We start from the raw sequence: 25,498 nt of genomic DNA, 5'->3' as shown, positions 1-25,498 counted from the left end.
GTTCTGGGAATGTGGGCGCGGCCGGGATGGGTACTACGCATTTGCCCGGTACTACGCAAATGTCGTGCCATTTGTATCATCCGCCGTACCTTCCCGGCCCCCCGGACCGGCTACAGCGCCTGCACCTGCACAGGCGCGCCGGGTTTGCCGTTCTCGGACGGGGCGATCACGAGATAGCGGCGCGCGCCGGCCCCCGCATCGTCCCGCACCACCTGCCGGATCGGGCCAATCGCGTTGACGATGGCCGAGCCCGCCGGATTCGACATGAAGGCGGCGAGCGGCTCCAGCGGGCCGCTGCCGTCCGCGCGGGTGGCGAGCGCCAGCACGTAGGGACGCTTGGGCTGCAATCCGGTGGCCGATGCCTGCAGGACCTGGAGCAGTCCCTGATCGAACAGCGTGACGCTGGTCGGCGCATGGTCGGTGGCCACAGGCTTGCCGTTCACGACGCCATGCAGCTTCAGCTGCGTGGTCTGCCCGGCCACCCCCAGCGGCTGGAGTCCCTGCGTGCCGTCGCCCTCGGGCACGGCGTTCGGCACATAGGCGATGGCCTGCGGCGCCTGCCCGACCGGCACGTTGGCGACTACCCGATTGGTGGCGGTGTCGATGGCGGCCAGCTGGTCGGCGTTCTCCAGCCCCACGTAGATGCGCGTGCCGTCGCCCGAAGGCCAGATGCCGTGCGGCAGGCTGCCCACCGGAATCGTGGCCACCTGGGAGAAGTCATCGGTCCGGAACACCTTGACCTGATTCAGCCCGCCGACCGTGATGTAGGCGAAGTCGCCCGCCGCCGTGTGGGCGAAGTTCACGTGGTTGGTGATCGGGCCGGTCTCCAGCGTCTTGATCAGGCGGAAGGGCGGGCGGGCCTCGAACACCTGGGCCTTGCCGACGTCCTTGAGCGTGAACCAGACCTGCTTGCCGTCAGGCGTGGCGGCGATGTTCGGGCAGAACGGGCTCTCCTGCTTCACGCGCCCCACGATCTGATGGTCGGCCACGCTGACCACGGCCGTTTCCGGATTGAACGACGAGCAGATGTAGCCGTACTTGCCATCGGGCGAGAAGATCTGCATGCCCGGGCCGTCGGCCACGGTGATGCGGGTCTTTTCCTGGAACGTGGCGGCGTCGATCACCGAGATGTAGTTCTCCCCGCGCACGGTGACCCAGACCTCCTTGCCGTCCGGCGTGTAGAACGCCTCGTGCGGCGACCGTCCCACGTAGGTGACGTGCTTGACGGCGTTGGTAGCCGTGTCGATGAACGACACCGAGTTCGACCCAATCGACACGATGGCAAGCGTGCGGTGATCCGGCGAGAAGCCCATCCCGTGGACCAGCACCTGACCGCGATACAGCGGGCTGAAGTTGCCCGGCGCAGGGTCGCCCAGGCGGATGACGCCCAGCAGCCGGTTGTCCGCCGGGTCCGTCACGGAAACCGTGTTGGAGAACTGCTCGGCGGCATAGAGGCGGTCGCGGTGGCTGATGGGGACGTCAGGGGCCGTCGACGGTCCCGGCGCCTGCCCGGCCAGAACCGCGCTGGCCGCGCCGAGCAGCAGCATGAGGGAGAGGGTGTTCCTGAGGGAATGTCTTGTCATGGTCGTGGGCGCATCAGTGCGCGTGAGCGGAATGGCTGGGGGTGGTGGGTTGGCTGGCCGATTGGGCCGGATCGGGGCGGGTGGGCGCCGGCGCGGATGGGGGCAGGGGCTGTCCGAGCGCGAGCCGCATCGCGGCAATCTCCTGCAACTGGTCGACGATGATTTCCTGCGCGATGCGTCGGAGTTGCTCGTTCTTGCCGTGGCGCAGCTCGGCCATGGCCATGTCGATGGCGCCCTGATGGTGGGGAATCATCATCGCGACGAAGTCCTCGTCGACGTTGCCGCCGGGCTTGACCGCCATGTCGTCCATCATTTTTGTCATGGCGGTATCGCTTTCCGACAGGAACGCAGCGCTGTCAGGGCTGGCGGGCGGGGCGGCGACGGCGGGCAGCGCAAGGGCGGCCAATAACGGCAGGAGGAGCCTAAGCGGTGGTGATGGGGATCGGTGATGACTGGGCACGGGGCTCCTCGTGAAGGGTGGCGGCCTGGTTGCGGCCGCATGCCCCGTAAACGCAGGACACCCTGCTGTTATTCCCTCGCCACCTCAGGGTAAATTTATACCCGGGTAATATTGACTTTAATTTTATCCGGGTATAAATTGCGGACGTCATCACGGGGAGCCACCATGAGCCCAATCGATCATCTTCCGTCCCATACCGCCTTCGAAGGCCATCGTCGCCTCGCCTCCGGCCCGCTCGGCGTGGTTGCGCTCGCGGTCAGGCGGGCGATGGAGGGGGGCACCAGCGACCCGGTGCTGGTGTTCGACAACGCCACCGGGCGCACCATCGACATCGACACACGCGGCAGCGATGCGGACATCGTCGCCCGTTTTAGCCCGGAGGGTGGGCGTGCCGATGCCGCCGATCAGGAAGACGCCCCGGACGCGCCGCGCGGCAGGGGCCGCCCCAAACTAGGCGTCGTGGCGCGCGAGGTCACGCTACTGCCGCGCCACTGGGACTGGCTCGCCCAGCAGCCGGGCGGGGCCTCCGTGGCGCTGCGCAAGCTCGTGGAAGAGGCACGCCGCGCCAATGCCCATGGCGATAACCGCCGCGTAGCGCGGGAGCGCGCGTATCACTTCATGTCCGCCATCGCCGGGGATCTTCCGGGCTTCGAGGAAGCGTCCCGCGCGCTGTTCGCGGATGACCGGCAACGCATGGACGAACTGATCGCCGGCTGGCCGGAGGACGTGCGCGGGCATGTGGTGTGGCTGGGGTTTGGGGGTGGTGCGGAAGCCAGGAGGCAGCCATGAAACCATTGCTCGCTGGCGGATGCCTGTGCGGTGCGGTCCGTTACTCGGTAAATGACGAATTCGCCTACGCGTTGAACTGCCACTGTTCAAATTGTCGTCGCTCGACAGGCTCCGCGTTCAAGCCCTTCGCAGGGATCGAGCGCGAAAAATTGCAGATCACGCAAGGCGAGGACGAGGTATTGATTTTCGGTGACGCAAAGGCGTCTCACGATGTCCGTTGCAAGCGATGCGGAAGCCTGATGTTCTCGGTGGTTCGTGATGGCGCCTTCGTCCACGTCACCTTGGGCACGCTCGCCGACACGCCCAGCATTCGTCCCAGTGCGCATATCTTCGTGGGCTCCAAGGCGCCGTGGTATTCGATTACTGACCAACTGCCACAGTACGATGAATTCGATTAGACGGCCGGCGTCATCTCAGACAAACGCAGCGCAATCGATTACGCTTTACCCTTTCGACAGCGTTGGTGAAGGTGCTCATGACAAGAGACGACAAGCTGCGGCAGATCGCGGCGGAATTCGGATTTGATCCGGACGAGGAAATCAAGATCGGTGGAAAGTACACGCCTGTTTTGGTGGATGGGAACGTAGCCTACGTTGCTGGCCAAATCCCGCGAGTTGGGGAAACGGTGCGCTTCGTTGGCGTAGTGGGCGACTCCATTTCGCTCGACGAAGCGCGTCGTGCAGCAGGGACTTCGACGCTGCGTGCCCTGTCCCTCATCAAAAAAAGCTGCGGGACGCTCGACGCGATACAGGCGGTGCCGCGCATCACCGTATTTGTGCGAAGCGCGCCAGACTTCACGATGCAAAGCGAAGTCGCCGACGGCGCCTCTGACGTCTTGTATGCGGTGCTTGGCGACGTCGGCATACACACTCGCTCGTCTGTTGGTGTATTGCAATTGCCAAAAGGCGCGTCGATAGAAGTGGATTTTATTTTTACGGTGCGGCCTGTGTAGTGGGGCTCTATAGCACCTGCCCCGGCGCAAGCACCCCCGAGGCCGATAGCGCAGAGGCAAGCCAGGCGGGGCTTGTCTCCGCGCCGGATTGGATATTGGCAATCCGTTTGCGTTCTGCTTCCAGCTTATCCGCCGCAAGTTCAAGTATGGTGGCGACTTTCTCGCGTTCGATCACGACCACGCCGTCGGCATCTCCCACAATCAGATCGCCCGGGCGTACGGTCACGCCGCCGCATTGGACCGGGTGATTGATCAGGCCGGGGACAAGCTTGGTCGGGCCATTGGCATTCGTCCCGACGGCGTACATCGGGAAACCCAGTTCGCCAATCTCGTCGCGATCCCGCGCGGCCGCGTCCAGGACGACCCCTGCCACGCCCTTGGCCCGGCACTGGTTCGCCATGATCGCGCCCATCAGGGCGCACGTCTGATCCGCCTTGCCATCGACAACGATGACATCGCCGGGTCTGGCCATCGCAATTGCGGCATGAATCATGAGGTTGTCTCCGGGGCGAACCTCGACGGTGAGCGCCGTCCCGCACAAGCGGGATCGAGGATCCAGCGGCGCCACGCGGCCGTGCATGCCGCCGCGGCGGCCATTGACATCCGCCAGCAGCGAGGAGGCGAATTGCGAAGCACGTGCTACGAGGTCCGGTGATACACGCGCGATATCGGTCACGATGGCGCGGAAGTCCTGGCTGTCTTTCATCGGGATTCTCAGTTTGCGGTAACGTTGGCGGCCTTGATCACGCCCGCCCACTTCTGTCTGTCGGCCTTCAGGAATTCTCGGAACTTCTCCGACGAGTTACCCACGACCTCCATGCCATCCTGTTGCAGTCGCTGCGCGATATCGGGCTGCCGCAGTACCTGCTGCACCTCTTTTTGCAGCCGTGCGACCACCGGAGCCGGCGTCCCCTTCGGCGCACACAGGCCGGTCCAGGCCACGGGCTCGAAGTCCTTCACGCCCGCTTCGGCAAACGTCGGCACATCGGGCAATCCGTCCAGCCGATGGGAGGCGGCGACGCCGAGTACCCGCAACTTGCCCGACTTCGCGTACTGCAAGGAGCTGATCGGCTGGTCAAATATGAGGGATACCTGGCCACCGAGCAGGTCGGCCATGGCCTGGCCGGTGCCCTTGTAAGGCACATGCACGATATCAATCCCGGTACGCAGCTTGAGCATCTCGCCCGCGAGGTGGCCCGCCGTGCCATTGCCAGAAGAGGCGTAGTTGAGCTTGCCGGGGTTCGCCTTGGCATAGGCGATCAGCTCCTTGACGTTGTGGATGTTCAGCGACGCGTTGACCAGGGCCACGTATGGCGTATTGGCAATCAGCGACACCGGCACGATGTCCGCCTGGGCGTCATAGCTCATCTTTTGCAGGCTTGGCTGGATCGACAACATGCCTGTGGTGCAGATCATGAGCGTATGGCCATCGGCGGGGGCCTTGAGCATGGTGTCGGCGGCGATGTTGCCACCCGCTCCCGGCCGGTTGTCGATCAGCACTTGCTTCCCGAGCGCATCGGCAAGTTTCGGCGCGATCAAGCGGGCGACGATATCGTTCGAGCCCCCCGGCGAGAAGCCGATAAGAATGCGGATCGGCCGGGTTGGCCAGGCTTCCTCCGCCGTCGCAACGCTTGTGGCGGCAAGCGAGACACAGACGGCAAGGAGCTTCAGAAAAGCTGGGCGAATCAGGGGGCTGGGCAGGCTGCGCATGATGTTTCGTTTCGTCGTTGTAGAGGAAGTGTTGCGCTGGCGGAACTGTCGGCGGATCTCTGCGGATCTCTGCATGTTTGTAAGGTGTCTTCGTGGCGGCGCTACGCAAGCAGGGTTTCGGCCGCGTGCGCAATGCGCCGGGTGCCTTCTGCCAGCACTTCCATGCTGGTGGCGAACGAGAGCCGGAAATGGGTATCGACCCCATAGGCAGAGCCAGGCAGGAAGGCGATGTTGGCCGCGTCAAGCGACCAGGCTGCCCATTGGTCACTGTTCCGGATGGCGAGGCCTTCGCTGGTCCGGCGTCCGAAAAGGCCGGCACATGACGCGAAGAGATAGAAGGCACCGGCTGGCGGTTTGCACGCGATGCCCTCGATACGGTTCAGCGCTTCCACCACGAAGTCGCGGCGTTGCCGATAGACGTCGCGGTTCGCCGCGATAAAGTCTTGCGGCCCTTCCAGCGCGGCGAGCGCAGCGGCCTGCGCCACGGCATTGGCGCACGAAGTGCTTTGCGATTGCAGCTTGGTCATGGCCTTGATCAACGCTGCCGGCCCGCCGGCATAGCCAATTCGCCAGCCGGTCATGGCATAGGCTTTCGATACGCCATTGATCGTCAGCGTCCGGTCGGCCAGTTGCGGGCACACCTGCGCGATGGTGAAAAACCCCGTGCCGTCGTACATCAGGTGCTCGTAGATGTCGTCGGTCATGATCCACACATGGGGGTGGCGGCTCAGGACTTCGCCGAGCGCGACCAGTTCGTCACGGCTATAGGCCGCGCCGCTCGGATTGTTCGGCGCGTTCAGCATGAGCCAGCGGGTACGCGGCGTGATGGCGCCCTCCAGCGACTGTGGCGTTAGCTTGAAGCCCATTTCCGGCGAGCCGGGAACGAATACGGGCGTACCGCCCGCGAACAGCGTGATGTCAGGATAGGACACCCAGTACGGCGCGGGAATGATGACTTCATCGCCGGCCTGCACCGTGCATAGCATCGCGTTGAAAATCACTTGCTTTGCGCCAGTGCTGACGATGATCTCGCTGGGCCTGTAGCTCAGCGCGTTTTCGCGTGAGAACTTGCGCGCAACCGCCTCTCGCAGTTCGGACGTTCCGCCCACATCGGTGTAACCGGTTTTGCCCGACTGCATCGTCACCAGGGCGGCCTCGCAGATGTGCGCGGGCGTGGCAAAGTCCGGCTCTCCGGCCGTCAGGCCGATGACATCACGGCCGGCGGCCCGCAGCTCGCGGACGCGCTGCCCTGCCATGGAACTGGGGGATGGTTTGATGCGGTTGAGTCTGTCGGCAAGCTTCAGCATGGGCGGTTCACTGGTGGATCGATGGACACCAGTATGTGAGCCCTCTCCGCATGCCACAAACGAGTAATAAGATTGCTTTGCTATTCTTTAAATTCCTGGATTGCTTCATAGTGGTGCCTAATCCGTCATTCAATGGGTGAAAAAACCGTGAATGTGACATTAAAGCAACTTGAAGCCTTCTATTTCAGCGTCACGAGCGCGTCATTCACCGTCGCGGCCGCCAAGCTGTTTACGACGCAATCAGCCGTCTCGAAGCGCGTGATCGAACTCGAACAGGCACTGGGCGTGCAACTGGTGCACCGCATGCCCAAGGGTCTCGTCCCTACGCAGGCTGGCGCGCGGCTCATGCCGATTGCCGAAGAGTCGATGGTGCTCAAGGACCGAATTGCGCGAGAGGTCGGCCTGGACAACGAAGTGCGCGGCACGTTCCGCATCGGCGTGACCGAACTCGTGGCGCTGACATGGCTGACACGCCTGTTGCGCGAATTGAAGTTGACGCACCCCGCACTCGAGATCGAGCCCGTGGTCGATGCTGGCCTAAGCCTGTTCGCCGCGCTGGAAGCCAATACGATTGATCTGACCATTTTGCCCGGGACGTACTGGGGCGATGCCTACCGGTGTGTCGAAGTTGGCCGGGTGGAGGATCTCTGGATGGCCAGCCCAAAGCTGGACATCCCCGATCGCCCACTCAAGCCCAATGAGCTTGCCGAATATCCGGTGTTGCAACAGGCGGCCGGCTCTGCAAAGAATGCGTTCTATGGTTCCTGGAACCGTGAACACGGATTCCAGTTCAAGAAGGTCTTTTCCACCAACAGCCTCACGGTGTTGCGGGAGTTAACGATCGAGGGACTGGGCGTCAGTCAATTAGCGGTCGACTACTTCGCCTCGGATATCAATGACGGCCTGCTGCGCGTAGTCCGGACCGATCCAATGCCGCCTCCCCTCATCTACTCGGCCGTGTATCGGCAATCCGGTTTCTCGCGGGCCCTGGATGTCATCTCAGAAACGGCTGGCAATGTATGCAATTTCAAGCGGGGACCCTATGACCTTGCGGAAAGGCGGGTACGCATGATGCGGTAAGACAGCGCACGCGAATCGCTCTTATCGGGACGCGATCCACACGCCGTACGCCACAGCAATCCACGCCGCCTCGCGGCTCACGTGTGACAGACTGGTGCTTTCCAACGTCGCCTTGCGAAGACCCCCGTGAACCTCCGAAGCTTCCAACCAGGCGATGAACCAGCGTTGTTCCGCGTGTTCTTCACCGCCATCCACGAAATCGCCGCCAGGGACTATTCCCCCGAGCAAATCGCAGCCTGGGCGCCAGCCGACTTTGACATGGCCCTATGGGCACCGCGGGTCCAAAAGCTCCGGCCCTTCGTCGTCGAACTAGATAATGAGATCGTCGGTTATGCCGACGTTCAGCCCAACGGCTACATCGATCACTTCTATGTGTCGGGTTTCCATCCCCGGCAGGGAATCGGGACCCTGCTGATGACGCGTATTCACGAGGAGGCCGTGAATCTGGGGATAACGGCACTCACCTCAAACGTGAGCAAGACGGCCGAGCCCTTTTTCGCGCGCCACGGTTTTCACGTGGTCGAACGGAATTTCCCAGTCTGTCGGGGCGTGACGCTGGAAAACGCCCTGATGCGGAAGATGCTTTGACCAAAAAAAAGCCCGCGACGAAGCCGTCGCGGGTGCGGGTACAAATGTCGAGGGGTCAATCACGACAAGCACATTGTCCATGAATGTATGAGACATGGCGTCCCCTCGCACGGAGGGCACGCACTCTGAGTGAAGTGACTATTGAGCCGCTTCTCGCAGCGCCTCCACCAGCGACGTCATCAATTCGTTATCTTCCAGCCCCCGTCGCCACATGAGGCCGACGGGCGGCAAGTCCCAGCTCAGCGCAAAGGGCAGGGTGGCGGCACCGCCCAGTTCCACCAGTTCGGCGGCCACCGAGCGCGGCACGATGGTGATGGCGTCCGGCTGGCGGCGCAGCAGGGTGGCCATCGGCTTGATCGAGTAGGTTTCGACCGTGGGCAGCGGCGGCGCCACGCCGGCCACCGCGAACATCGTATTGATGGTGCGGCGCACCGGCGTGTGCGGGGGCGGCAGGATCCAGTCCCGCTCCGACAGGCGTTTCCAGTCCAGCCCCGCCCGGGAGAGCCGCGCGGCGGCGTCCGCCGGCACCACCAGCACCGGTTCCTCCCGATACAGCGGCTGCTGGACGATATCCTCGCCCGCCAGGTAGAACGAGCGCGCGATCACGCAATCGAGTTCGTGCTGGCGCAGCGCGTTGACCAGTTCGTCGGTGGTCCCCTCCCGTACCAGCATCGAGATGCGCGGCGTGTGGCGCAGGCCGAAGTCCAGCGCGGCATCGAGCACGCCGCGCGCCACGTAGGGAATCACGCCGATCCGCAGCCGCCCGCGCAGGCCGGCCTCGATCACCGTCAGCTCGCGCCCCAGCGCCTCGGCATCGGCCAGCGCCGTGCGCGCGTGGGCCAGCACGGCCACGCCGGTCGGTGTCGGCTCCAGGCCCTGCCGGGTGCGGGTGAACAGCGGCGTCAGGAAGATGTCCTCGATCTCGCGCAGCGCCTTGGTCACGGCCGGCTGGGAGAGATTGAGTTCGGCGGCCACGCGCGAGACAGAGCGCTGGCGCTCGAGCGCCAGCAGCAGCGGCAGATGGCGCAGGCGCAGGCGCGAGACCACGTTGTGGAGCAGCTTGTCGGACGAAATGGGCATGATGGCGAAGGAGCGATATAACCAAATGGTAATGCAACAATAATTTTTTCGCCGTTTGCAGTTATTCCGGGCTCCTATACTCAAATGCATTCGATACCAGTCATTAGGCCATGTTCACCACCCGTCCGGAAATCGTTGGCACCTTCGGCGTTGCCGCCTCCACCCACTGGCTTGCCACGCAGACCGCGATGGGCGTGCTCGAGCGGGGCGGCAATGCCTACGATGCGGCCGTCGCCGGGGGCTTTGTGCTCCAGGTCGTGGAACCGCACCTGAACGGCCCGGGCGGCGAAGTGCCGATCCTGTATTGGGATGAAAAGACGCGCGCGATGCGCTCGGTCTGCGGCCAGGGCCCCGCGCCCGCGCTGGCGGACCCCGAGGCGCTGCGCGCCCAGGGTATGGAGCTGATGCCCGGCATCGGCCTGATGCCCGCCACCGTGCCCGGCGCGTTCGGCGCGTGGCTGACCATGTTGCGCGACCACGGCACGTGGTCGCTGGCGGACGTGCTCGCGCCCGCCATCGGCTATGCGCGCGATGGCTTCCCGCTGGTGCCGCGTATCTCGCAGGCCATCCTGGCCGTGCAGTCGCTGTTCCGCGACGAATGGCACAGCTCGGCTGATACGTGGCTGCCGGACGGCAAGGTGCCGCGCCCCGGCGCGCTCCACCGGCTGCCGGTGCTGGCCGACACCTATACCCGCATTATCGAGACGGCCCAGTCCGCGAGCGACTCCCGCACGGGCCAGATCGATGCCGCCATGGACTGCTGGTACCGCGGCTTCGTGGCCAAGGCCATCGACGCCTACTGCCGCGACACCCCGGTGCGCGACACCACCGGCGAGAAGCACACCGGCCTGCTGCGCTACGACGACCTCGCCCAGTGGGCGCCCACGGTAGAAGCCCCGGTGACGCTGGACTTCGGCCGCTATACCGTGGCCAAGTGCGATATCTGGAGCCAGGGTCCGATGTTCCTGCAGCAGCTCGGCATGCTGCGCCACGCCGGGCTGGAAGCCCACGCGCCCACGTCCCCCGAATTCGTCCACAAGATTGCCGAGGCCGCCAAGCTGGCGATGGCCGACCGTACCGCCTGGTACGGCGACCCCCGCTTCACCGAAAGCAAGCTCTGCGCGCTGCTCAATCCGCACTACCTGGCCGCGCGCGCGGCGGGCATCGGCGAGCAGGCCGCGCTGACCATGACGGCGGGCACGCTGAAGGGCGAGGCGCCGCGCATGCCGGACCTCGACGTCGCCACGCGCACGCTGGCCACCGCCGACGTGCGCTTCGGCGTGGGCGAGCCCACCTTTGCCGCGCTGCCGCCCGTGACCGAATGGGCCGAGCGCGAGCTGTTCGTGGGCGATACCTGCCATATCGACGTGATCGACCGCCACGGCAACATGGTGGCGGCCACGCCGTCCGGCGGCTGGCTGTCGTCGAGCCCGACGATTCCGTCGCTCGGCTTCGCGCTGAACACGCGCCTGCAGATGACCTGGCTCGAGCCGGGCCTGCCGAACACGCTGGCACCGGGCAAGCGCCCGTGCACCACGCTGTCGCCGTCGATGGCGCTGCGCGACGGGGAGCCGTACATGGTCTTCGGCACGCCTGGTGGCGACCAGCAGGACCAGTGGTCCCTGGCATTCTTCCTGCGTCATGCCGTGCATGGCATGAACCTCCAGGAGGCCATCGACGCGCCGGCCTGGCATATCGATCATTTCCCGGGTTCGTTCTGGCCGCGCCAGACCGTGCTCAACCGCATCAGCATCGAGTCGCGCTTTCCGGCGGCCACGCTGGAGGCGCTGCGCGCGCGCGGGCACGAGGTGCGCGTGGGCGACGACTGGTCCGAGGGCCGCATGTCGGCCTGCTCGCGCGAGCGCGATGCCCAGGGCCGGCTGGTGCTGCGCGCGGGCGCCAATGCGCGTGGGATGCAAGGCTATGCCGTGGGCCGCTGACGGGGCGGCAGGCATGGAAGGTATCGCGATAGCGGTATCGCACAAACAGTCGGCCCGCACGGGGCGGTCCGCACGAAGACAGAGGGAGTTGCAGTCATGAGGTCCGTAGTCAAGAGCCTGCTGTGCGGCGCCGCCGCGCTGGCAATGTCGTTCGCCGCCATTTCGGGGGCTGGTGCCGCCGATGCCTATCCGACAAAACCGATCACGCTGATCGTGCCCTGGGCCGCCGGCGGCTCCACGGACATCCTGGCGCGCGTGCTGTCCGAACACCTGACCAAGTCGCTCGGCCAGCCGGTCATCGTCGACAACCGCCCCGGCGCCTCGGGCAATATCGGCTCGGCCACGGTCGCCCGGGCCCAGCCGGACGGCTACACGCTGCTGATTGGCTCGATGAGCACCCACGCGATGAACCCCTCGCTGATGCCCAACATGCCGTTCAAGGGCGTGGAGGACTTCACCCCGCTGGGGCTGCTGGCCTACGTGACGAACACCATGGTGGTGCATCCGTCGGTGCCGGCGAAGAACGTCAAGGAACTGATTGCCTACGCCAAGGCCAATCCGGGCAAGCTGGCCTACGCCAGCGCCGGCTCCGGCTCCACCAACCACCTGAGCGCGGTGCTGTTCGCCAAGATGGCCGGCGTGGACATGCTCCACGTGCCGTACAAGGGCGGCGCCCCGGCCGTGGTGGATCTCGTGGCAGGCCAGACGCAACTGCTGTTCTCCGCCGGCACCCAGACGCTGCCGCACGTGAAGGCCGGCAAGCTGCGCCTGCTGGCGGTGACCGAAGCCAAGCGCTCGCCGCTGCTGCCGGACGTGCCCACGGTGGGCGAGACCCTGCCCGGCTATGAGCTGTCCGTGTGGTACGGCGCCTTCGGCCCGAAGAACATGCCGGCCGAGCTGGTGACGCGCCTGAACAGCGAGATCAACCGGATCATGACGCTGCCGGAAGTGAAGGCCAAGATGGACAGCATCGGCGTGGAGACCACCACGTCCACGCCGCAGGCGTTCGGCAAGATCCTGCGCCGTGACGCGGACCGCTACGGCAAGCTGATCCGCGAACTCGGCATCAAGGCGGAGTAAGCGTCGATGGTAGAACTCGCCAACCTGGCGCGGCTGAATACGCTGTGCGACCAGTTGCGCCACGCGGCGACGCCGGTGGCCGTGATGGATGCGGTGGGGCAGGCCACGCTGGACCTGCTCGGCCCCGGCCTGCTGACGATCAATACGTGGCAGGCCGAGACCGGCGAGATCGGGCGGCTGTGGTCGTCCGATCCGGCCGCCTACCCGGTGGGTGGGAAGAAGGTCAAGGGCGACACGTCCTGGACGCGCCAGTTGCTGGTGCGCGGCGAGGTGTTCGTCGGCGAGGGCGACGCGGCGCTGGCCGCCGTCTTCGACGACATCGCCGTGATCCGTGGCCTGGGTCTGAATGGCGTGGTCAACGTGCCGCTCTGCGAGGGCGGCCGGGTGATCGGCACCTTTAACTACCTGACCGCCGTGGAAAGCTGGACCGGTGACCAGATCACCGTGCTGCGCGTGCTTGGCCAGATGGCCCTGCCCGCCGTGGCGGCGCTCGCCGCCAACCGCTAAAGCCGCATAAGCCGTTGAACCCCGGCGCCGGCGCTGCTACTCGGTGGTGCTGGCGCTCCAGAAGGCCTGGCTGACCACGCTCGTGGCGCCCAGCCTGGCCACCATCGCGTCCAGCGCGTCGCCCTCCACCGAGGCGGCTGCCAGCACCGCTTCGATCTCCACATCCTGTTCACCGAACGCCCGCACCTCCAGGTCACGGGTGGGGAAGTCGGCCGCATCCAGCGCTTCCTCCAGCAGCCGCATGGCGAGTTTCTGGTGCTCGCGCGCAGTAATCACGTGCACGGTATGGGTGACTTCCACGGCGGGCGTGTCGATGGGCTGGCGGTTGATGCGGTCCACCACGGGCCGCAGCAGCGTGTTGGCGGCCAGCACGAACAGCGCGCCGATGGCCGCCTCCATGATCAGGTCCGCCCCGGCGCACGCGCCGACCGCCGCCGAGCCCCACAGCGTGGCCGCCGTGTTGAGGCCGCGCACATTGCCTTCCTCGCGCATGATCACGCCGGCGCCCAGGAAACCGATGCCGGACACCACGTAGGCCACCACGCGCACCGCGCCATCGTGGCCGGCGAGATGGTTGGCCATATCGACGAAGATCGCCGCGCCCACGGCCACCAGCACATTGGTGCGCAGCCCGGCCGTGCGCTGGCGGTACTGGCGCTCGTAGCCGATCATGCCGCCGAGCACGAACGCGGCGGCGAGGCTGATCGCCGTATCGAGCAGCGATTGCGGATTGATGTTTTGCAGCGCTTCCAGGGACATGATCGCGGACTCCGGGGCCAGGCGTCGCGCGATTGTGTCACAGGGCTATGGCCGGGGCAAAGCGTCCGGGGCGTGCCAGACCAGCGGCAGCGCCGCCTCGCGCCAGACCACGCGGTCCGGTATCACGCGCCAGAGCCGTTCGGCGCCTTCCCAGTTGGCGATCTCCGGGGAGTCGGTCAGCACCTCGGCCCGGCCCGAAAGCTGGAGCAGGTTGCCGGTGGTGTAGTCCACGAAGGCCAGTCCGGCAATCGGGTTGGCGGCCAGATTTCCCAGCGTATTGAAGAAGCGGTTGCCCGAGTAGTCGGGAATCGTCAGCCCGCCGTCCGCATCGAGCCGGACGAAGCCGCGCGGCCCGCCCCGATGGGATACATCCACCTGCCGGCTGCCATCGGCCAGATCCACGTAGGACGCCACGAAGAAGGTATCCGTGCCGGCGATCAGCGCGCGCGCCCGCTCGTCCAGGGCCGGCAGGACCTGCGGCGGCTGGTCGGACGCCACCCCAGGGTCGCGCGTGAAATCGAACGCGCGCTGCTGGATGTACTGCGGGCAGTTGCCGAAGCTCTGGCCCACGGCCAGCCGGAAGCCGTCCGGGCCGGTGCGCTCCACCCGGCCGTTCATGCGATTGCGGCGCCGCGTCATGGGATCGATGCCGAGCAGGCCGAGGGCGTTGCCGTCGTCCATGCCGGCGTCGGCCGGGTCGGCGGGCTCTCGCGCCACTGCCACGTCCAGCACGCGCGGGTCCGGGGAGTGGAGGAAGCCGGGCGCCCCGGCGCGCAGCGTGGCCCAGACGCGCCCATCCGGCGCCACCGTGCCGAGCACGACCAGCGGAAGCTGTTGGAAGAAGTCGCGATGCTGGTCGGGCATGTAGTCCCGCACCACGCGCGGGCCGACCTCTGCCATGCGCGCCTGCACGCCGGCGCGCTCCTGCAGCAGGCGTTCGCCGGTATGCCAGGGCAGATCCGGGAGGAGGGCGGCGTGGGAGGACATGTTGGGCTCCGGTAGGGTGGATGGCGGGGGCGGCAATCAGGCGGCGAGCCCGACGGCGGTCTTCTGGAACGGCACGAAGCCGGGCAGCGTTTCCACGCGCGCCAGCCATTGCCGCACGTGGGTGTAGTCGCTCAGGTCGACAAAGCCTTCCGGCGCGCTGGCGGTATAGCTGTACAGCGCCACATCGGCAATCGTCGGCTGATCGGCGGCAATCCACTGGCGGCCTGTCAGCGCGCGGTTCATGCGGCCCAGCACCAGATGTGCCCGGGCAATGACCTGCTCGCTGTTCAGCGGCGCGCCGAACACCGTAATCAGGCGTGCCGAGGCCGGCCCGGCCGCGAGGTCGCCCGCGGCCACGGACAGCCAGCGCTGCACGGCGGCGGCGCCGGCGGGGGTCTCGGGCAGCCAGTCGGTCCGGCCCAGCGTTTTGGCCAGATAGACCATGATCGCGTTGGAGTCCGGCAGCACCGTGTCCCCATCCACCAGCACGGGCACCTGGCCGAACGGGTTCAGGGCGAGGAATTCCGGGGCCTTCTGGGCGCCGGCGCGCAGGTCCACGTCGATGAGTTCGACTGGCTGGCCGATCAGGGCGAGGAACAGCCGCACGCGGTGCGAGTGGCCGGAGAGGGGGTAGGCATACAGTTTCATGTCGGATCCTGGTTGGGATGGTCCGACTATAGGTGCCTTTCGGCGCACGAAAAACCGCCGCCGGCAGAAGGCACTCTTGCGCCAACGCGAAGAATGCCCAGTTGCCGCCTGCCGAGCCGCTCTAGCGCAGGGACGGCGCGGCGCGCAACGTCTCGATGGCGAGGTCCAGGAAGGCGCGCACCTTGTGCATCGCGTGGCGGCCCTCGCGATGGATCACGTTGATCGGCAGCGGCGCCGGCTCGAAATCGGCCAGCACGACCTGCAGGCGACCGTCGCGCAATTCATCGGCAATCTGGTACGACAGCACGCGCGCCAGCCCGAAGCCGTCCACGGCCGCCGCGATGGCCGAATCGTTGGTGGTGGTGGCCATGCGCGGGGCGAGGCGCGTGGGCGTCATCTCGCCGCCGGCGAGAAAGCGCCATTCCGGCAAGGTGGAGATGCCGGTGGTCTGGATCACGGTGTGCGCCGGCAGGTCCGCCGGCGTCGCCGGCACCCCGTGCTGCGCCAGGTAGGCGGGCGACGCGCAGACCACGCGCCGCACATGGCCGACCGGCACCGCCTGGAGCGAGGAGGCGGGCAGCTCGCCAATGCGGATGCCGACGTCGATGCCCTCGTCCACGAAATTGACGATGCGGTCGATAAACAGGCAGTGGACGTCCACCTCCGGGTAGCGTCGCAGGTACTCGACCACGATCGGCGTGACGAAGCGGCGGCCGAACAGCACCGAGGCCGTGATCGACAGCTGCCCGCGCGGCGCCGCGTGGGCGCCCGTGGTGGCGAGTTCGGCGTCGTCGATCTCGGCCAGGATGCGCCGGCAGTTCTCGTAGTAGGTGGCGCCGGTGTCCGTCGGGCGCACCAGCCGCGTGGTCCGCGTGAGCAGCCGCACGCCAAGGTGGGCTTCGAGGTCGGTGACGATGCGGCTGACCACCGACAGCGAAATATCGAGCTTGCGCGCGGCCGCGGTGAAGCCACCGCTCTCCACCACGGTGACAAAGGTCTTCATGGCCTGCAATCGATCCACGCGAGGTCTCCCTGAAACGATCCGGGGAGTATATCGGGAGGCGCAGGCTTACAGCGTCGCCTTACGACGCCACCTTGATCCCCGACTGGCTGACCAGCGCCTGCCACACCTGCTGGTCGCGCTTGAGCAGGGCGCCGAACTCCGGCGCCGTGGTGCCGCGCGGCAGCATGCCGCTATCGGCCAGCATCTTGGCGCCGGCCGGGGATTTGACGATGGTCGCGATCTCGGCGGACAGCCGCTGCACCAGCGGGGCGGGCGTTTTAGCCGGGGCGAGCATGCCGATCCAGCCGATCGACTCGAAGCCCGTGAAGCCGGCTTCGGCGAAGGTCGGCACGTTCGGCATGGACGGCACCCGCGCCGGCCCCAGCGTGGCGAGCACCTTGATCCGGCCGGCGTCGCCATAGGTCTTGGCCATCACCGTGGAGACGAAGCCGGCGGGCAACTGCTTGGCGAGCAGGTCCGCGATGGCGGCGGTGTCGCCCTTGTACGCCGCGTGCACGATGTTGAGGTTGGCGCGGCGCTTGAGCAGTTCGCCGTACAGATGGCCGGTGGAGCCCACGCCCAGGCTGCCGTAGGCCGAGCCGGGGTTCTGGCGCGCGTACTCGACGTACTCCGCCAGCGTCTTGGCAGGGATGGCATCGCTGGCGACAAAGACCTGCGCGGCGTCCGCCACCAGCGTCAGCGGCTCGAAGTCGGTCATCGGGTTGTAGAGCGGCTGCGGCTGGATCAGCGGACTCTGGATCAGCGCGGTGTTGGTGAACAGCAGCGTGCGGCCGTCCGGCGCCGCCGAGGCCACAGCCGCCGCGCCGATCATGCCGGCGGCGCCGGGGCGGTTGTCCACGATCACGCTGGTCTTCAGCGAGGCACCGAGTTTGTCCGCGATAAAGCGCGTGATGGCGTCCGTGGAGCCGCCGGGCGGGTAGGGCAGTACGATCCGGATCGGACCGGAGGGGGTGGGCTGCTGCGCCCAGGCGGGGCGGCCGAGGGCCAGGCCGCCGAGCGTGGCGGCGGACAGTTTGAGCAGGGTGCGTCGCGGCGTGTTCATCGGGTGTCTCCTCTTTTGTCTTGTTAGTTCTGCTCGAACTGCGCCTGCAGTTCCACCTTGCGGACCTTGCCGGTGGCCGTCATTGGCAGTTCCGCCACCAGGCGGATCTCCGGCACCTTGTAGCTCGCCATATGCTCGCGGCACCAGCCCAGCAGGTCGTCGCCGGTGACGGCGGCATGCTCGGGGCGCAGCCGGATGAAGGCCACGGGCACCTGCCCGCGCTCCGGGTCTGGCCGCGGCACCACGGCCGAGCCGAGCACGGCCGGATGCCGGCCCAGCAGCACTTCCAGCTCGGACGGAAACACGCTCATGCCGCGCACCTTGATCATCTCCTTGCGGCGACCGAGGAAGTGGAGATAGCCGGCCTCGTCGTAGGCGCCGATGTCGCCGGTATGGAACCAGCCGTTGCGGAACACCTCGGCGTTGGCTTCCGGGCGGCCCCAGTAGCCCTTGAACAGCGAGGGCGTGCTGACCACGATCTCGCCTTCCTCGCCCACCGGCAGCACCTTGCCGGTCTCGAAATCGCAGATCTTGATGCGCGTGCCGGGCACGGGCAGGCCCACGAAGATCGGGCGGCCGTGCAGGTCCATGTCGTCGGTCTGCATGCCGGTGGTGAAGGTGTCGCTGGTGTGCGTCTCGGTCATGCCCCAGGCACCCTCGGCCAGGATGCCGCCGGTCAGCGCCTGCCACTGGCGGCGCAGGTCCGGCGTGAGCTTGCGGATAAACGACGCCACGCGCGTGTGTTGCAGCGTGCGCAGGTCGTGGCGGGGGAGGTCCGGGTGCTGGAGCAGTTCGACGATGCTGTCCACCACCATGAAGGTCCGGTTCACGCGGTAGCGGTCCACGGCGGCCATCACGGCCGAGGGGTCCCAGCGCGCCAGCAGCACCAGCGTGGCGCCGCTGAAGATCGGGTAGATCAGGCCGAGGTTCTCACCGGCGATCCAGAACATCGGCAGGAAGTTCAGCATCACGTCCGAAGAGGGCTGGGCCGGGTCGCGGCCCGCCTGCCCGCTGGCCACCGCCAGCGAGGCGGCGGCGGTGTAGAGCATGTCCCGCTGCGTGTGCATGCAGCCCTTCGGCATGCCGGTGGTGCCGCCGGTGTAGTTGAGCGCCGCCAGGGCGTCCAGATCCACCTGCGCGTCGCGCACGTTGCCGGTGCACAGGCGCACGGCGGTCATCAGGTCGATGGTGCCGGCGTGCTCGACGGGCGGCGCATCCAGCCCGGCGGGCACCGGCAGCGTCGGCTGGGCCGGCAGGAACTCGCCCGGCGAGGTGCGGAACACCGTGGCCACGGGCGTCTGCGCCTTCACGGCCATCAGCATCGGCACCAGCGAATCGAGCGCGATGACGGTGGTGGCGCCGGCATCGTTCAGCTCGTAGGCCAGCTCGTGTTCCTTGAACAGCGGGTTGACCGGCACGTAGACCGCGCCAATCTTGAGGATCGCGTAGAACACGATATGGAACTGGGGGCAGTTGCCGAGCAGCACGGCCACGCGCTCGCCCGGCCCGGCGCCGTGGCCGCGCAGCAGCTCCGCGCAGCGTTCGCTGAGGTCGTCGAGTTCGGCATAGGTCAGCGTGGTGCCGTAGTAGACCAGCGCCGGGCGGTCTGGCTGCACGCGCGCCCAGGCGCGCAGGGTGTCACCCAGTCCGATCTCGCCGTGCGGGTAGTGCGGGGCGGTAGGCAGGCCAGCCGGCCAGATGCGGGCGTGGCGGGCGTCCAGGTCGGCAAAGAAGGCGGTCTCTTCCATCGTGTCTCCGGGGCGTTGGACGAACAGGGGGTTACCAGGCGTCTACATAGCGGCGCGGCGGGATGTCGCGCGGGGCGGGTTCCAGCCCTGCCAGCAGCCAGCGGCGTGTCTCGGCGGGATCGATCACGGCGTCGATCTCCAGCCCGGCGGCGGCGTTGATCGCGTGGCCGCGCTCGTACATTTGCGCTACCAGCTGTTGATAGAGCGCGTCGCGCTCGGGGCCTTCGGGCAGCGCCTCCAGTTCCTTGCGGAAGCCTAGCCGCACGGCGCCCTCCAGCCCCATCCCGCCGAACTCGCCGGTGGGCCACGAGATGGTGAAGGCCGGCGCGCGGAAGCCGCCGGCTGCCATCGCCATCGCACCGAGTCCGTAGCCCTTGCGCAGCACCACGGCCATGAACGGCACGCGCAGCTTGGCGCCGAGCACGAACAGGCGGGACACGTGCCGCACCTGCGCGCGCGTCTCGATCTCGGGGCCGACCATGAACCCCGGCGTGTCGATCAGCGAGACGATGGGCAGCCCGTGCGTGTCGCACAGCTGCATGAAGCGCGCGGCCTTGTCGGCGGCGTCCACGTCGATAGCGCCGCCGAGGTGGCGCGGGTTGTTGGCGACGATGCCGACCGGGCGCCCCGCGATGCGCGCGAGCGCCGTATGCACGCCCGTGCCGTAGCCGGCGCGCAGTTCGAGCAGGCTGTCCACGTCCGCAATGCCCTGCATGGCCGCCCGCGTGTCGTAGACGCGCAGGCGGTTCTCGGGCACCACGCCGCGCAGCAGCAGCGGGTCGGGCGCCTGCCAGTCCTGCGTGCGGCCCTGGAACATCGACAGATAGTGCTTGGCGGCCTGCACGGCAGCGGCCTCGTTGTCGACGAGCAGGTCCACCACGCCGTTCTGGAACTGCACGGCAGCGGGGCCGATGTCCTCGGGGCGATACACCCCCAGCCCGCCGCCCTCGATCATCGCCGGGCCGGCCATGCCGATGTTGGCGTCGCGTGTGGCGATGATGACGTCGCAGCAGCCGAGCAGTGCGGCATTGCCGGCAAAGCAGCGGCCCGCCGCGATGCCGATCACCGGCACCTCGCCGCTCAGGCTGGCGAACGCCGCGAACGACGGCTGGTAGAGCCCGGCCACGGTCGGGAAATCGACATCGCCGGGCCGGCCGCCGCCGCCTTCGGCAAAGATCACCGTGGGCAGCTTCTGGTCCGCGGCGACTTGCAGGATGCGGTCAGTCTTGATGTGGTTGCGCTTGCCCTGCGTGCCGGCCAGCACGGTGGCGTCATAGGCCAGCACCGCGCAGCGGGCTGCCTCGGGTGCGAAGCGGGCGCCGTTGACGCGCCCCGTGCCGGTGATCAGGCCATCGGCAGGGGTGTTGGCGATCAGGTCCTCGGCGCTGCGCCGGCTGGCCTGCGCCGCCACCGCGTAGGCGCCGTACTCGACGAAGCTGTCGGCATCGCACAGGTCCGCCACGTTCTCGCGCGCGGTGCGCTGGGCACGGGCATGGCGCTTGGCCACGGCGTCCGGGCGGGCGGCGTCGGCGAGGAAGGCGTCGCGGTCGAACACGCGCTGCAGGTCTGGTCGTACGGCGCGCGGATCGGCGCCTGCGGTGCGGTGCTGCGCTGCACCGGTGGTCTCCATCGGCTCCAGCACCAGCAGGATCTGGTTCTCGGTGGTCTGCGCGCCGGCGCCGAGGCGCACGTCGATCACGCGGCCGGCGGCCTCGGCGACGATGGTGTGCTCCATCTTCATGGCGTCGAGGATGGCCACGGTCTGGCCCGGCTGCACGATGGCGTCCTCGTTGACGCGCATCTCGACCACACGGCCGTTCATCGGCGCGCGGATGGCGATGAGGCCTTCGCCGGGCGCTGCTTCACTGCCCGCAGCCAGCGCGCTGGCCGGTACGCCGGCGGGCTGGCCGCTGGTGGCATCGCGGGTGGCAGCCGTGGCAGCGATGCGCCTCGCGTGCTCCAGCAGTTCTGGCAGGATCGCCTCGAAATGGCGCGTATGCACGTGCTGGGTGGCGAAGTCCTCGCGCGCGACCAGCGCCCGCAACAGGTCGATATTGGTCGGCACGCCGTCGATGCGGAACTCGGCCAGCGCGCGGCGCAGTCGGCGCACGGCGTCGTCGAAGCGCGGCGCGGCGGCGGTGACGATGAGCTTGGCCAGCAGTGAGTCATAGCCCGGCGGCGGGGCATAGCCGGTGTAGCCGTGGGTATCCACGCGCACGTCCGGGCCGCTGGGCGGATCGAAGCGCTCGAGCCGGCCCTGCGCGGGCCGCGCGAGACCCTGGGCGTCGGTGGCCTCGGCGTTGATCCGTAGCTGGATGGCATAGCCGCGCGGGGCGGGCGGCGCCTGCGGATCGAGCCCCGCCTCGCGCAGCGAGCGGCCCTGCGCGAGGGCAAGCTGCGTCGCCACCAGATCCACGCCGGTGACCTGCTCGGTTATCGTGTGCTCGACCTGAAGGCGCGGGTTCGCTTCGATAAAGACGAAGCCGCGCGGCTCGCCGGCTTCCGTGGTCTCCACGAGGAACTCGAACGTCCCAAGGCTGCGATAGCCCACCTCGCGCGCCATTACGGTGGCGGCATGGAGGATGCGCTCGCGCAGGCCCGCCGTGAGCACCGGGCTCGGGGCGATCTCGACCAGCTTCTGGAAGCGCCGCTGCAGCGTGCAGTCGCGCTCGCCCAGCGCCACCACGTCTCGCCCATCGCCCACGATCTGCACTTCGATATGGCGCGCGCGCTCGACCAGCCGCTCCGCGTAGATCTCGTCCACGCCGAAGGCGCTGCGCGCTTCCGAGCGGCAGCGCGCGTAGGCTTCCGCGAGCGCCTCCGCCTCGCGCACGATGCGCATGCCGCGCCCGCCACCGCCGCCCACGGCTTTCAGCACGATCCCGTTGCCTTGCTGGGCGTGGAAGAACGCCGTGATGGCGTCAAGCGTGGCACCACCGGGCGTGGCGGGCATGACCGGCACGTCGCAGCGCGCCGCCAGTGCCAGCGCGCGGCCCTTGTCGCCGAACAGCCCAAGCTGCTCGGGCGTGGGGCCGACGAAGACGATGCCCGCATCGGCGCACGCCTGCGCAAAGTCGGCCCGCTCGCTCAGGAAGCCGTAGCCGGGGTGAATCGCATCGGCGCCGGTGGCGCGCGCGGCGCCGAGCATCGCGTCGATATCGAGGTAGGCCGCCGGGCCGCTGCCCGGTAGCGCCACCGATTCGTCGGCCAGCATGCGGTGGCGGCACTGGGCGTCGTCGGCGGCGTAGACGGCCACCGTGGCGATGCCAAGATCCTGGGCCGCCCGTTGGACACGCAGCGCAATCTCGCCGCGATTTGCAATCAGAAGCTTCTTCACTGGCTGGATTCCCGAGGTTGACGACGTGGGATGCAAGCCAGACTGTAAGGGGCGGCGGCCACCGGTCACAACGTGAATCGGACACGCATGGCGCAAGTTTCATTACGGCCATGCACGGCCTGTATGACCGGTGCTGCGCTGCGGAACGGCGCTAGCCGTCCTGCATCATGCCCCGCGCCACGGTGGTGAAGTGCTGCACGTGGCGGTCATCGGCGCCCTCGCGCGTGGCCAGCGCAATGCCGATGCGCGCGGCGGGCCGGGGGCTCGACAGCCGCAGGAAGCGCACGCGCCGATTGGTGTAGCGGGCCGTCACGCCGGGCACCAGCGCCACGCCCAGGCCGCTTTCCACCAGACTGACCATGGTCTGCACCTGCACCGCCTCCTGCGTCACGCGCGGCACGAATCCGGCCTGCTGGCACAGCAGCATCGCCACGGCCTGCTGGTTGGGCACCTCGGCGCTCGGATGCATGATGAAGGGCTCGTCGGCCAGTGCCTTGAGCGCGATGGACTCCTGCGCGGCGAAGCGGCTGTCGGCCGGCACGGCGGCCACGAAGGTGTCTTCCTCCAGTGGCGTCAGCGTGAAGGGGCCGGCGCTCAGGATCGGGAAGCGCACGAGGCCGGCATCCACCTGCCCGCGTTCGAGCCGGTCCAGGATCGAGGCCGATGTCGACTCATGCAGGATCAGTTCGATGCCGGGATGCGCCGCGCGGAAGGCCGGAATCAGCCGGGGCAGCAGCGCGTAGGTAGCCGAGCCGATAAAGCCGACGCGCAGCGCGCCGCGCTCGCCATGTGCGGCGGAGAGCGCAGCCGCCCGGGCCTGATCGGCGTGGAACAGCGCGCGCCGGGCATCGGCCAGCGCCGCCTCGCCGGCCTGCGTGAGGCGCACGCCGCGCGTGGTGCGCACGAACAGCGGCGTGCCCAGATCCGCCTCCAGCTTGCGGATGGAGATCGAGAGCGGCGGCTGCGCCATATGCAGGCGCTCGGCCGCCCGGTGGAAGTTGCCGGTTTCGGCGAGCACGACGAATTGCTGGAGTTGGCGCAGGTCCATGGCGAGATGGCGATATCTAATCGATATCGGTTCCTAAAAAACTAATATTAGACGGAAAGGGTTCGCCAGCGGTAACCTCGTCGCTCAAAGCCAAAAGATATAAGGAGACGCCCATGCTGCCGCTGTCAGGCATTCGCGTGGTAGACCTGTCCACGGTCGTGATGGGCCCGTACGCCAGCCAGTGGCTGGCCGACCTGGGCGCCGAGGTCATCAAGGTGGAGCCGCCCGAGGGGGATTCCACGCGTCGCACCGGCCCCGCCACCGAAGACGGCATGTCGGCCATCTTCCTGGGCGTGAACCGCAGCAAGAAGAGCGTGGTGCTGAACCTGAAGCTGCCCGCAGCGCAGGCCGCGCTGCACCGGCTGCTGGCCACGGCGGACGTCTTCATGCACAGCATGCGGCCGCAGAAGCTGGCCAAGCTCGATCTGGACCCCGCCAGCGTGATGGCGCGGCATCCGCAACTGGTCTATGTGAGCCTGCTGGGCTTTGCGGAGGATGGCCCCTACGGCGGGCGCCCCGCGTACGACGACATCATCCAGGGCCTGTCCGGCAATGCCGCGCTGATGGCCGCGCAGACCGGCACGGTGCGTTACTTCCCGACCATCGCAGCGGACAAGACCAGCGGGCTGGTGGCGGCGCTGTCGATCTCGGCGGCGCTCACCGGGCGCGCGCGGCAGGGCGGCAAGGGCTCGATGGTGGAAGTACCGATGTTCGAGTCGATGGTGGCCTTCAATATGGTCGAGCACCTCTACGGCCAGCATTTCGAGCCGCCGCGCGGCACCGCCGGCTATCCGCGCGTACTGGCGCCGCTGCGCCGGCCCTACCAGACCGCCGACGGCTACGTCTGCATGATGCCGTACACCGACGCGCACTGGCGCGACTTCTTCCGCAGCGCCGGTCGCGACGATCTGGCCGCCGACGCGCGCTTCACCGACATCGCGGCGCGTACGCGCCATATCGAAACCCTCTACGAAATCACCGGCGAACTGGTGAGGGAACGCTCCACGGACGACTGGCTCGAGATCTGCGAGGGCCTCCAGATTCCCGTGGCGCGCGTGAACGACCTCGACGAGCTGATTGATGACCCGCACTTGAAAGCCACCGGCTTCTTCGAGCAGGTCAGCGATCCGTCGATGGGCACGCTGCGCTTTCCGGGCGCGCCGGTGCGCTTCGACGGCGAGCGCGCCCGTGCGGCGCTGCCGCCCCGGCTCGGCGAGCACACGCGCGCCGTGCTCGGCGAGGCTGGGCTGGACGCGCAGGACATCGACGCCCTGACGCGCGACGGCGCGGCGTTCGCAGCCAAGCCGCGCTGATACCCCCATTCCAAACAAGATCCACAAGGAGACGAACATGACCCAAGCACAGCCCAAGCGCCTCGGGCAGGGCTACTACTGGCAGGACATCGAGGTCGGGCAGGTTTTCGAGACCTTCCGCCGCACCGTGACGGAGACCGATCTGGTCAACTTCATCTCCACCACCGGCATGCTGGAGGCCATCTTCATCGAAGCCGGCTACGAGGGCGGTGCGATCCAGGGCCGCCCGGTGCCGGCCGCGCTGACCTACGCGCTGATCGAAGGCTTCATCCTGCAGACCATGATCCAGGGCACCGGGCTGGCGATGCTGGAACTGACGCAGAAGATCCACGGCCCGGTGGTGGTAGGCGACACGATCCGCGCCACCGTGACCGTGACCGGCATCCGCCCGACGTCGAAGAGCGGCCGCGCGGTGGTGGATTCGAGCATCGAGGTCTTCAACCAGCGCAACGAGCTGGTGATGACCTACACCGCGCGCCGCCTGCTGGCAGGCCGCTAGCCTGCCGGCGGCGGCCC

At 67.5% G+C, this 25,498-nt stretch carries 24 protein-coding genes; 10 read left to right on the top strand and 14 right to left on the bottom strand.

The genetic code is table 11. The annotated features are described in order from the left end of the window. Window positions 1-110 precede the first annotated feature (110 nt). Together AC1DFU_RS09335 and AC1DFU_RS09330 are read right to left on the bottom strand one after the other, a co-directional pair. On the bottom strand, window positions 111-1,583 hold the full coding sequence (locus AC1DFU_RS09335) for a YncE family protein (RefSeq protein WP_441592808.1): 1,473 nt from the start codon (window positions 1,581-1,583) through the stop codon (window positions 111-113). Window positions 1,584-1,596: 13 nt separating this feature from the next. Further along, a complete protein-coding gene (locus AC1DFU_RS09330; protein WP_092294642.1) occupies window positions 1,597-2,043 on the bottom strand; it encodes a DUF305 domain-containing protein in 447 nt (148 codons plus the stop codon). Window positions 2,044-2,208: 165 nt separating this feature from the next. Here AC1DFU_RS09330 and AC1DFU_RS09325 point away from each other — a divergent pair, with 165 nt between their 5' ends. The 3 genes from AC1DFU_RS09325 (at window position 2,209) to AC1DFU_RS09315 (ending at window position 3,784) form a co-directional block, all read left to right on the top strand. Next, the gene (locus AC1DFU_RS09325) at window positions 2,209-2,832 is read left to right on the top strand and encodes a DUF2239 family protein (protein ID WP_441592807.1); all 624 of its coding nucleotides are present in this window, start codon (window positions 2,209-2,211) and stop codon (window positions 2,830-2,832) included. Continuing rightward, the gene (locus AC1DFU_RS09320) at window positions 2,829-3,230 is read left to right on the top strand and encodes a GFA family protein (RefSeq protein WP_092294646.1); all 402 of its coding nucleotides are present in this window, start codon (window positions 2,829-2,831) and stop codon (window positions 3,228-3,230) included. The genes AC1DFU_RS09325 and AC1DFU_RS09320 overlap by 4 nt, the downstream gene beginning before the upstream one ends. Window positions 3,231-3,307: 77 nt before the next feature. Then, on the top strand, window positions 3,308-3,784 hold the full coding sequence (locus AC1DFU_RS09315) for a RidA family protein (protein ID WP_441592806.1): 477 nt from the start codon (window positions 3,308-3,310) through the stop codon (window positions 3,782-3,784). Window positions 3,785-3,791: 7 nt separating this feature from the next. Here the strand turns inward: AC1DFU_RS09315 and AC1DFU_RS09310 are convergent, their stop codons facing one another. The 3 genes from AC1DFU_RS09310 to AC1DFU_RS09300 all read right to left on the bottom strand — a co-directional run bounded on the left by AC1DFU_RS09310 (window position 3,792) and on the right by AC1DFU_RS09300 (window position 6,801). Continuing rightward, window positions 3,792-4,490 carry an RraA family protein gene (locus AC1DFU_RS09310; RefSeq protein ID WP_092294648.1) on the bottom strand — a complete coding sequence of 233 codons (699 nt, stop codon included), beginning with the start codon at window positions 4,488-4,490 and terminating at the stop codon, window positions 3,792-3,794. 8 nt (window positions 4,491-4,498) lie between these two features. After that, window positions 4,499-5,494 carry a Bug family tripartite tricarboxylate transporter substrate binding protein gene (locus AC1DFU_RS09305; RefSeq protein ID WP_441592805.1) on the bottom strand — a complete coding sequence of 332 codons (996 nt, stop codon included), beginning with the start codon at window positions 5,492-5,494 and terminating at the stop codon, window positions 4,499-4,501. 101 nt (window positions 5,495-5,595) lie between these two features. Beyond that, window positions 5,596-6,801 (bottom strand): pyridoxal phosphate-dependent aminotransferase, encoded by a 1,206-nt coding sequence (locus AC1DFU_RS09300; protein ID WP_092294652.1) that lies wholly within the window; start codon window positions 6,799-6,801, stop codon window positions 5,596-5,598. A 132-nt stretch (window positions 6,802-6,933) separates the two neighbouring features. On the opposite strand from AC1DFU_RS09300, the gene AC1DFU_RS09295 reads away from it, so the two are divergent. Together AC1DFU_RS09295 and AC1DFU_RS09290 are read left to right on the top strand one after the other, a co-directional pair. Then, on the top strand, window positions 6,934-7,881 hold the full coding sequence (locus AC1DFU_RS09295) for a LysR family transcriptional regulator (protein ID WP_255370812.1): 948 nt from the start codon (window positions 6,934-6,936) through the stop codon (window positions 7,879-7,881). A gap of 126 nt (window positions 7,882-8,007) precedes the next feature. Then, window positions 8,008-8,469 (top strand): GNAT family N-acetyltransferase, encoded by a 462-nt coding sequence (locus AC1DFU_RS09290; RefSeq protein WP_441592804.1) that lies wholly within the window; start codon window positions 8,008-8,010, stop codon window positions 8,467-8,469. A 138-nt stretch (window positions 8,470-8,607) separates the two neighbouring features. Here AC1DFU_RS09290 and AC1DFU_RS09285 read toward each other — a convergent pair whose 3' ends face one another. After that, on the bottom strand, window positions 8,608-9,549 hold the full coding sequence (locus tag AC1DFU_RS09285; protein ID WP_092294656.1) for a LysR family transcriptional regulator: 942 nt from the start codon (window positions 9,547-9,549) through the stop codon (window positions 8,608-8,610). Between the two features lie 110 nt (window positions 9,550-9,659). On the opposite strand from AC1DFU_RS09285, the gene AC1DFU_RS09280 reads away from it, so the two are divergent. The 3 genes from AC1DFU_RS09280 to AC1DFU_RS09270 all read left to right on the top strand — a co-directional run bounded on the left by AC1DFU_RS09280 (window position 9,660) and on the right by AC1DFU_RS09270 (window position 13,076). Next, a complete protein-coding gene (locus tag AC1DFU_RS09280; protein WP_092294658.1) occupies window positions 9,660-11,489 on the top strand; it encodes a gamma-glutamyltransferase family protein in 1,830 nt (609 codons plus the stop codon). 96 nt (window positions 11,490-11,585) lie between these two features. Further along, window positions 11,586-12,569, top strand: coding sequence for a Bug family tripartite tricarboxylate transporter substrate binding protein (locus AC1DFU_RS09275; protein WP_092294660.1), 984 nt, complete (start codon window positions 11,586-11,588; stop codon window positions 12,567-12,569). 6 nt (window positions 12,570-12,575) lie between these two features. Beyond that, window positions 12,576-13,076: a GAF domain-containing protein gene (locus tag AC1DFU_RS09270; protein ID WP_092294662.1), complete on the top strand. Its 501-nt coding sequence runs from the start codon at window positions 12,576-12,578 to the stop codon at window positions 13,074-13,076. A 36-nt stretch (window positions 13,077-13,112) separates the two neighbouring features. Here the strand turns inward: AC1DFU_RS09270 and AC1DFU_RS09265 are convergent, their stop codons facing one another. From AC1DFU_RS09265 to AC1DFU_RS09230, 8 genes are all read right to left on the bottom strand, one after another. Further along, window positions 13,113-13,835 carry an MgtC/SapB family protein gene (locus AC1DFU_RS09265; protein WP_092294664.1) on the bottom strand — a complete coding sequence of 241 codons (723 nt, stop codon included), beginning with the start codon at window positions 13,833-13,835 and terminating at the stop codon, window positions 13,113-13,115. A 45-nt stretch (window positions 13,836-13,880) separates the two neighbouring features. Then, window positions 13,881-14,822, bottom strand: coding sequence for a pyridoxamine 5'-phosphate oxidase family protein (locus AC1DFU_RS09260; RefSeq protein WP_441592803.1), 942 nt, complete (start codon window positions 14,820-14,822; stop codon window positions 13,881-13,883). Between the two features lie 36 nt (window positions 14,823-14,858). Then, a complete protein-coding gene (locus tag AC1DFU_RS09255; RefSeq protein WP_441592802.1) occupies window positions 14,859-15,470 on the bottom strand; it encodes a glutathione S-transferase family protein in 612 nt (203 codons plus the stop codon). A 121-nt stretch (window positions 15,471-15,591) separates the two neighbouring features. Continuing rightward, a complete protein-coding gene (locus tag AC1DFU_RS09250) occupies window positions 15,592-16,491 on the bottom strand; it encodes a LysR family transcriptional regulator (RefSeq protein ID WP_441592801.1) in 900 nt (299 codons plus the stop codon). A gap of 61 nt (window positions 16,492-16,552) precedes the next feature. Further along, window positions 16,553-17,536, bottom strand: a complete 984-nt coding sequence (locus tag AC1DFU_RS09245; RefSeq protein WP_441592800.1) for a Bug family tripartite tricarboxylate transporter substrate binding protein — start codon at window positions 17,534-17,536, stop codon at window positions 16,553-16,555. Between the two features lie 23 nt (window positions 17,537-17,559). Continuing rightward, a complete protein-coding gene (locus tag AC1DFU_RS09240; RefSeq protein WP_441592799.1) occupies window positions 17,560-19,284 on the bottom strand; it encodes an AMP-binding protein in 1,725 nt (574 codons plus the stop codon). 31 nt (window positions 19,285-19,315) lie between these two features. Continuing rightward, window positions 19,316-22,621, bottom strand: a complete 3,306-nt coding sequence (locus tag AC1DFU_RS09235; RefSeq protein ID WP_441592798.1) for an acetyl-CoA carboxylase family protein — start codon at window positions 22,619-22,621, stop codon at window positions 19,316-19,318. A gap of 151 nt (window positions 22,622-22,772) precedes the next feature. Continuing rightward, the gene (locus tag AC1DFU_RS09230) at window positions 22,773-23,669 is read right to left on the bottom strand and encodes a LysR family transcriptional regulator (RefSeq protein ID WP_092294676.1); all 897 of its coding nucleotides are present in this window, start codon (window positions 23,667-23,669) and stop codon (window positions 22,773-22,775) included. Window positions 23,670-23,782: 113 nt separating this feature from the next. Between AC1DFU_RS09230 and AC1DFU_RS09225 the strand changes: the two genes are divergently transcribed. Together AC1DFU_RS09225 and AC1DFU_RS09220 are read left to right on the top strand one after the other, a co-directional pair. After that, window positions 23,783-24,982 carry a CaiB/BaiF CoA transferase family protein gene (locus AC1DFU_RS09225; protein ID WP_441592797.1) on the top strand — a complete coding sequence of 400 codons (1,200 nt, stop codon included), beginning with the start codon at window positions 23,783-23,785 and terminating at the stop codon, window positions 24,980-24,982. Between the two features lie 37 nt (window positions 24,983-25,019). After that, on the top strand, window positions 25,020-25,481 hold the full coding sequence (locus AC1DFU_RS09220; protein ID WP_092294680.1) for a MaoC family dehydratase: 462 nt from the start codon (window positions 25,020-25,022) through the stop codon (window positions 25,479-25,481). The last annotated feature ends 17 nt before the right edge of the window (window positions 25,482-25,498 follow it).

This window comes from Cupriavidus sp. 10L45 (genome assembly GCF_056395225.1).
This window is presented reverse-complemented; position numbering and strand designations above follow the sequence as displayed.

Bases quoted from the DNA above. Each gene is read 5' to 3' on its own strand.
- AC1DFU_RS09335 (WP_441592808.1), bottom strand. From the start codon at position 1,583: ATGACAAGACATTCCCTCAGGAACACCCTCTCCCTCATGCTGCTGCTC.
- AC1DFU_RS09325 (WP_441592807.1), top strand. From the start codon at position 2,209: ATGAGCCCAATCGATCATCTTCCGTCCCATACCGCCTTCGAAGGCCAT.
- AC1DFU_RS09320 (WP_092294646.1), top strand. From the start codon at position 2,829: ATGAAACCATTGCTCGCTGGCGGATGCCTGTGCGGTGCGGTCCGTTAC.
- AC1DFU_RS09315 (WP_441592806.1), top strand. From the start codon at position 3,308: ATGACAAGAGACGACAAGCTGCGGCAGATCGCGGCGGAATTCGGATTT.
- AC1DFU_RS09310 (WP_092294648.1), bottom strand. From the start codon at position 4,490: ATGAAAGACAGCCAGGACTTCCGCGCCATCGTGACCGATATCGCGCGT.
- AC1DFU_RS09305 (WP_441592805.1), bottom strand. From the start codon at position 5,494: ATGCGCAGCCTGCCCAGCCCCCTGATTCGCCCAGCTTTTCTGAAGCTC.
- AC1DFU_RS09300 (WP_092294652.1), bottom strand. From the start codon at position 6,801: ATGCTGAAGCTTGCCGACAGACTCAACCGCATCAAACCATCCCCCAGT.
- AC1DFU_RS09295 (WP_255370812.1), top strand. From the start codon at position 6,934: ATGGGTGAAAAAACCGTGAATGTGACATTAAAGCAACTTGAAGCCTTC.
- AC1DFU_RS09285 (WP_092294656.1), bottom strand. From the start codon at position 9,549: ATGCCCATTTCGTCCGACAAGCTGCTCCACAACGTGGTCTCGCGCCTG.
- AC1DFU_RS09280 (WP_092294658.1), top strand. From the start codon at position 9,660: ATGTTCACCACCCGTCCGGAAATCGTTGGCACCTTCGGCGTTGCCGCC.
- AC1DFU_RS09275 (WP_092294660.1), top strand. From the start codon at position 11,586: ATGAGGTCCGTAGTCAAGAGCCTGCTGTGCGGCGCCGCCGCGCTGGCA.
- AC1DFU_RS09270 (WP_092294662.1), top strand. From the start codon at position 12,576: ATGGTAGAACTCGCCAACCTGGCGCGGCTGAATACGCTGTGCGACCAG.
- AC1DFU_RS09265 (WP_092294664.1), bottom strand. From the start codon at position 13,835: ATGTCCCTGGAAGCGCTGCAAAACATCAATCCGCAATCGCTGCTCGAT.
- AC1DFU_RS09260 (WP_441592803.1), bottom strand. From the start codon at position 14,822: ATGTCCTCCCACGCCGCCCTCCTCCCGGATCTGCCCTGGCATACCGGC.
- AC1DFU_RS09255 (WP_441592802.1), bottom strand. From the start codon at position 15,470: ATGAAACTGTATGCCTACCCCCTCTCCGGCCACTCGCACCGCGTGCGG.
- AC1DFU_RS09245 (WP_441592800.1), bottom strand. From the start codon at position 17,536: ATGAACACGCCGCGACGCACCCTGCTCAAACTGTCCGCCGCCACGCTC.
- AC1DFU_RS09240 (WP_441592799.1), bottom strand. From the start codon at position 19,284: ATGGAAGAGACCGCCTTCTTTGCCGACCTGGACGCCCGCCACGCCCGC.
- AC1DFU_RS09230 (WP_092294676.1), bottom strand. From the start codon at position 23,669: ATGGACCTGCGCCAACTCCAGCAATTCGTCGTGCTCGCCGAAACCGGC.
- AC1DFU_RS09225 (WP_441592797.1), top strand. From the start codon at position 23,783: ATGCTGCCGCTGTCAGGCATTCGCGTGGTAGACCTGTCCACGGTCGTG.
- AC1DFU_RS09220 (WP_092294680.1), top strand. From the start codon at position 25,020: ATGACCCAAGCACAGCCCAAGCGCCTCGGGCAGGGCTACTACTGGCAG.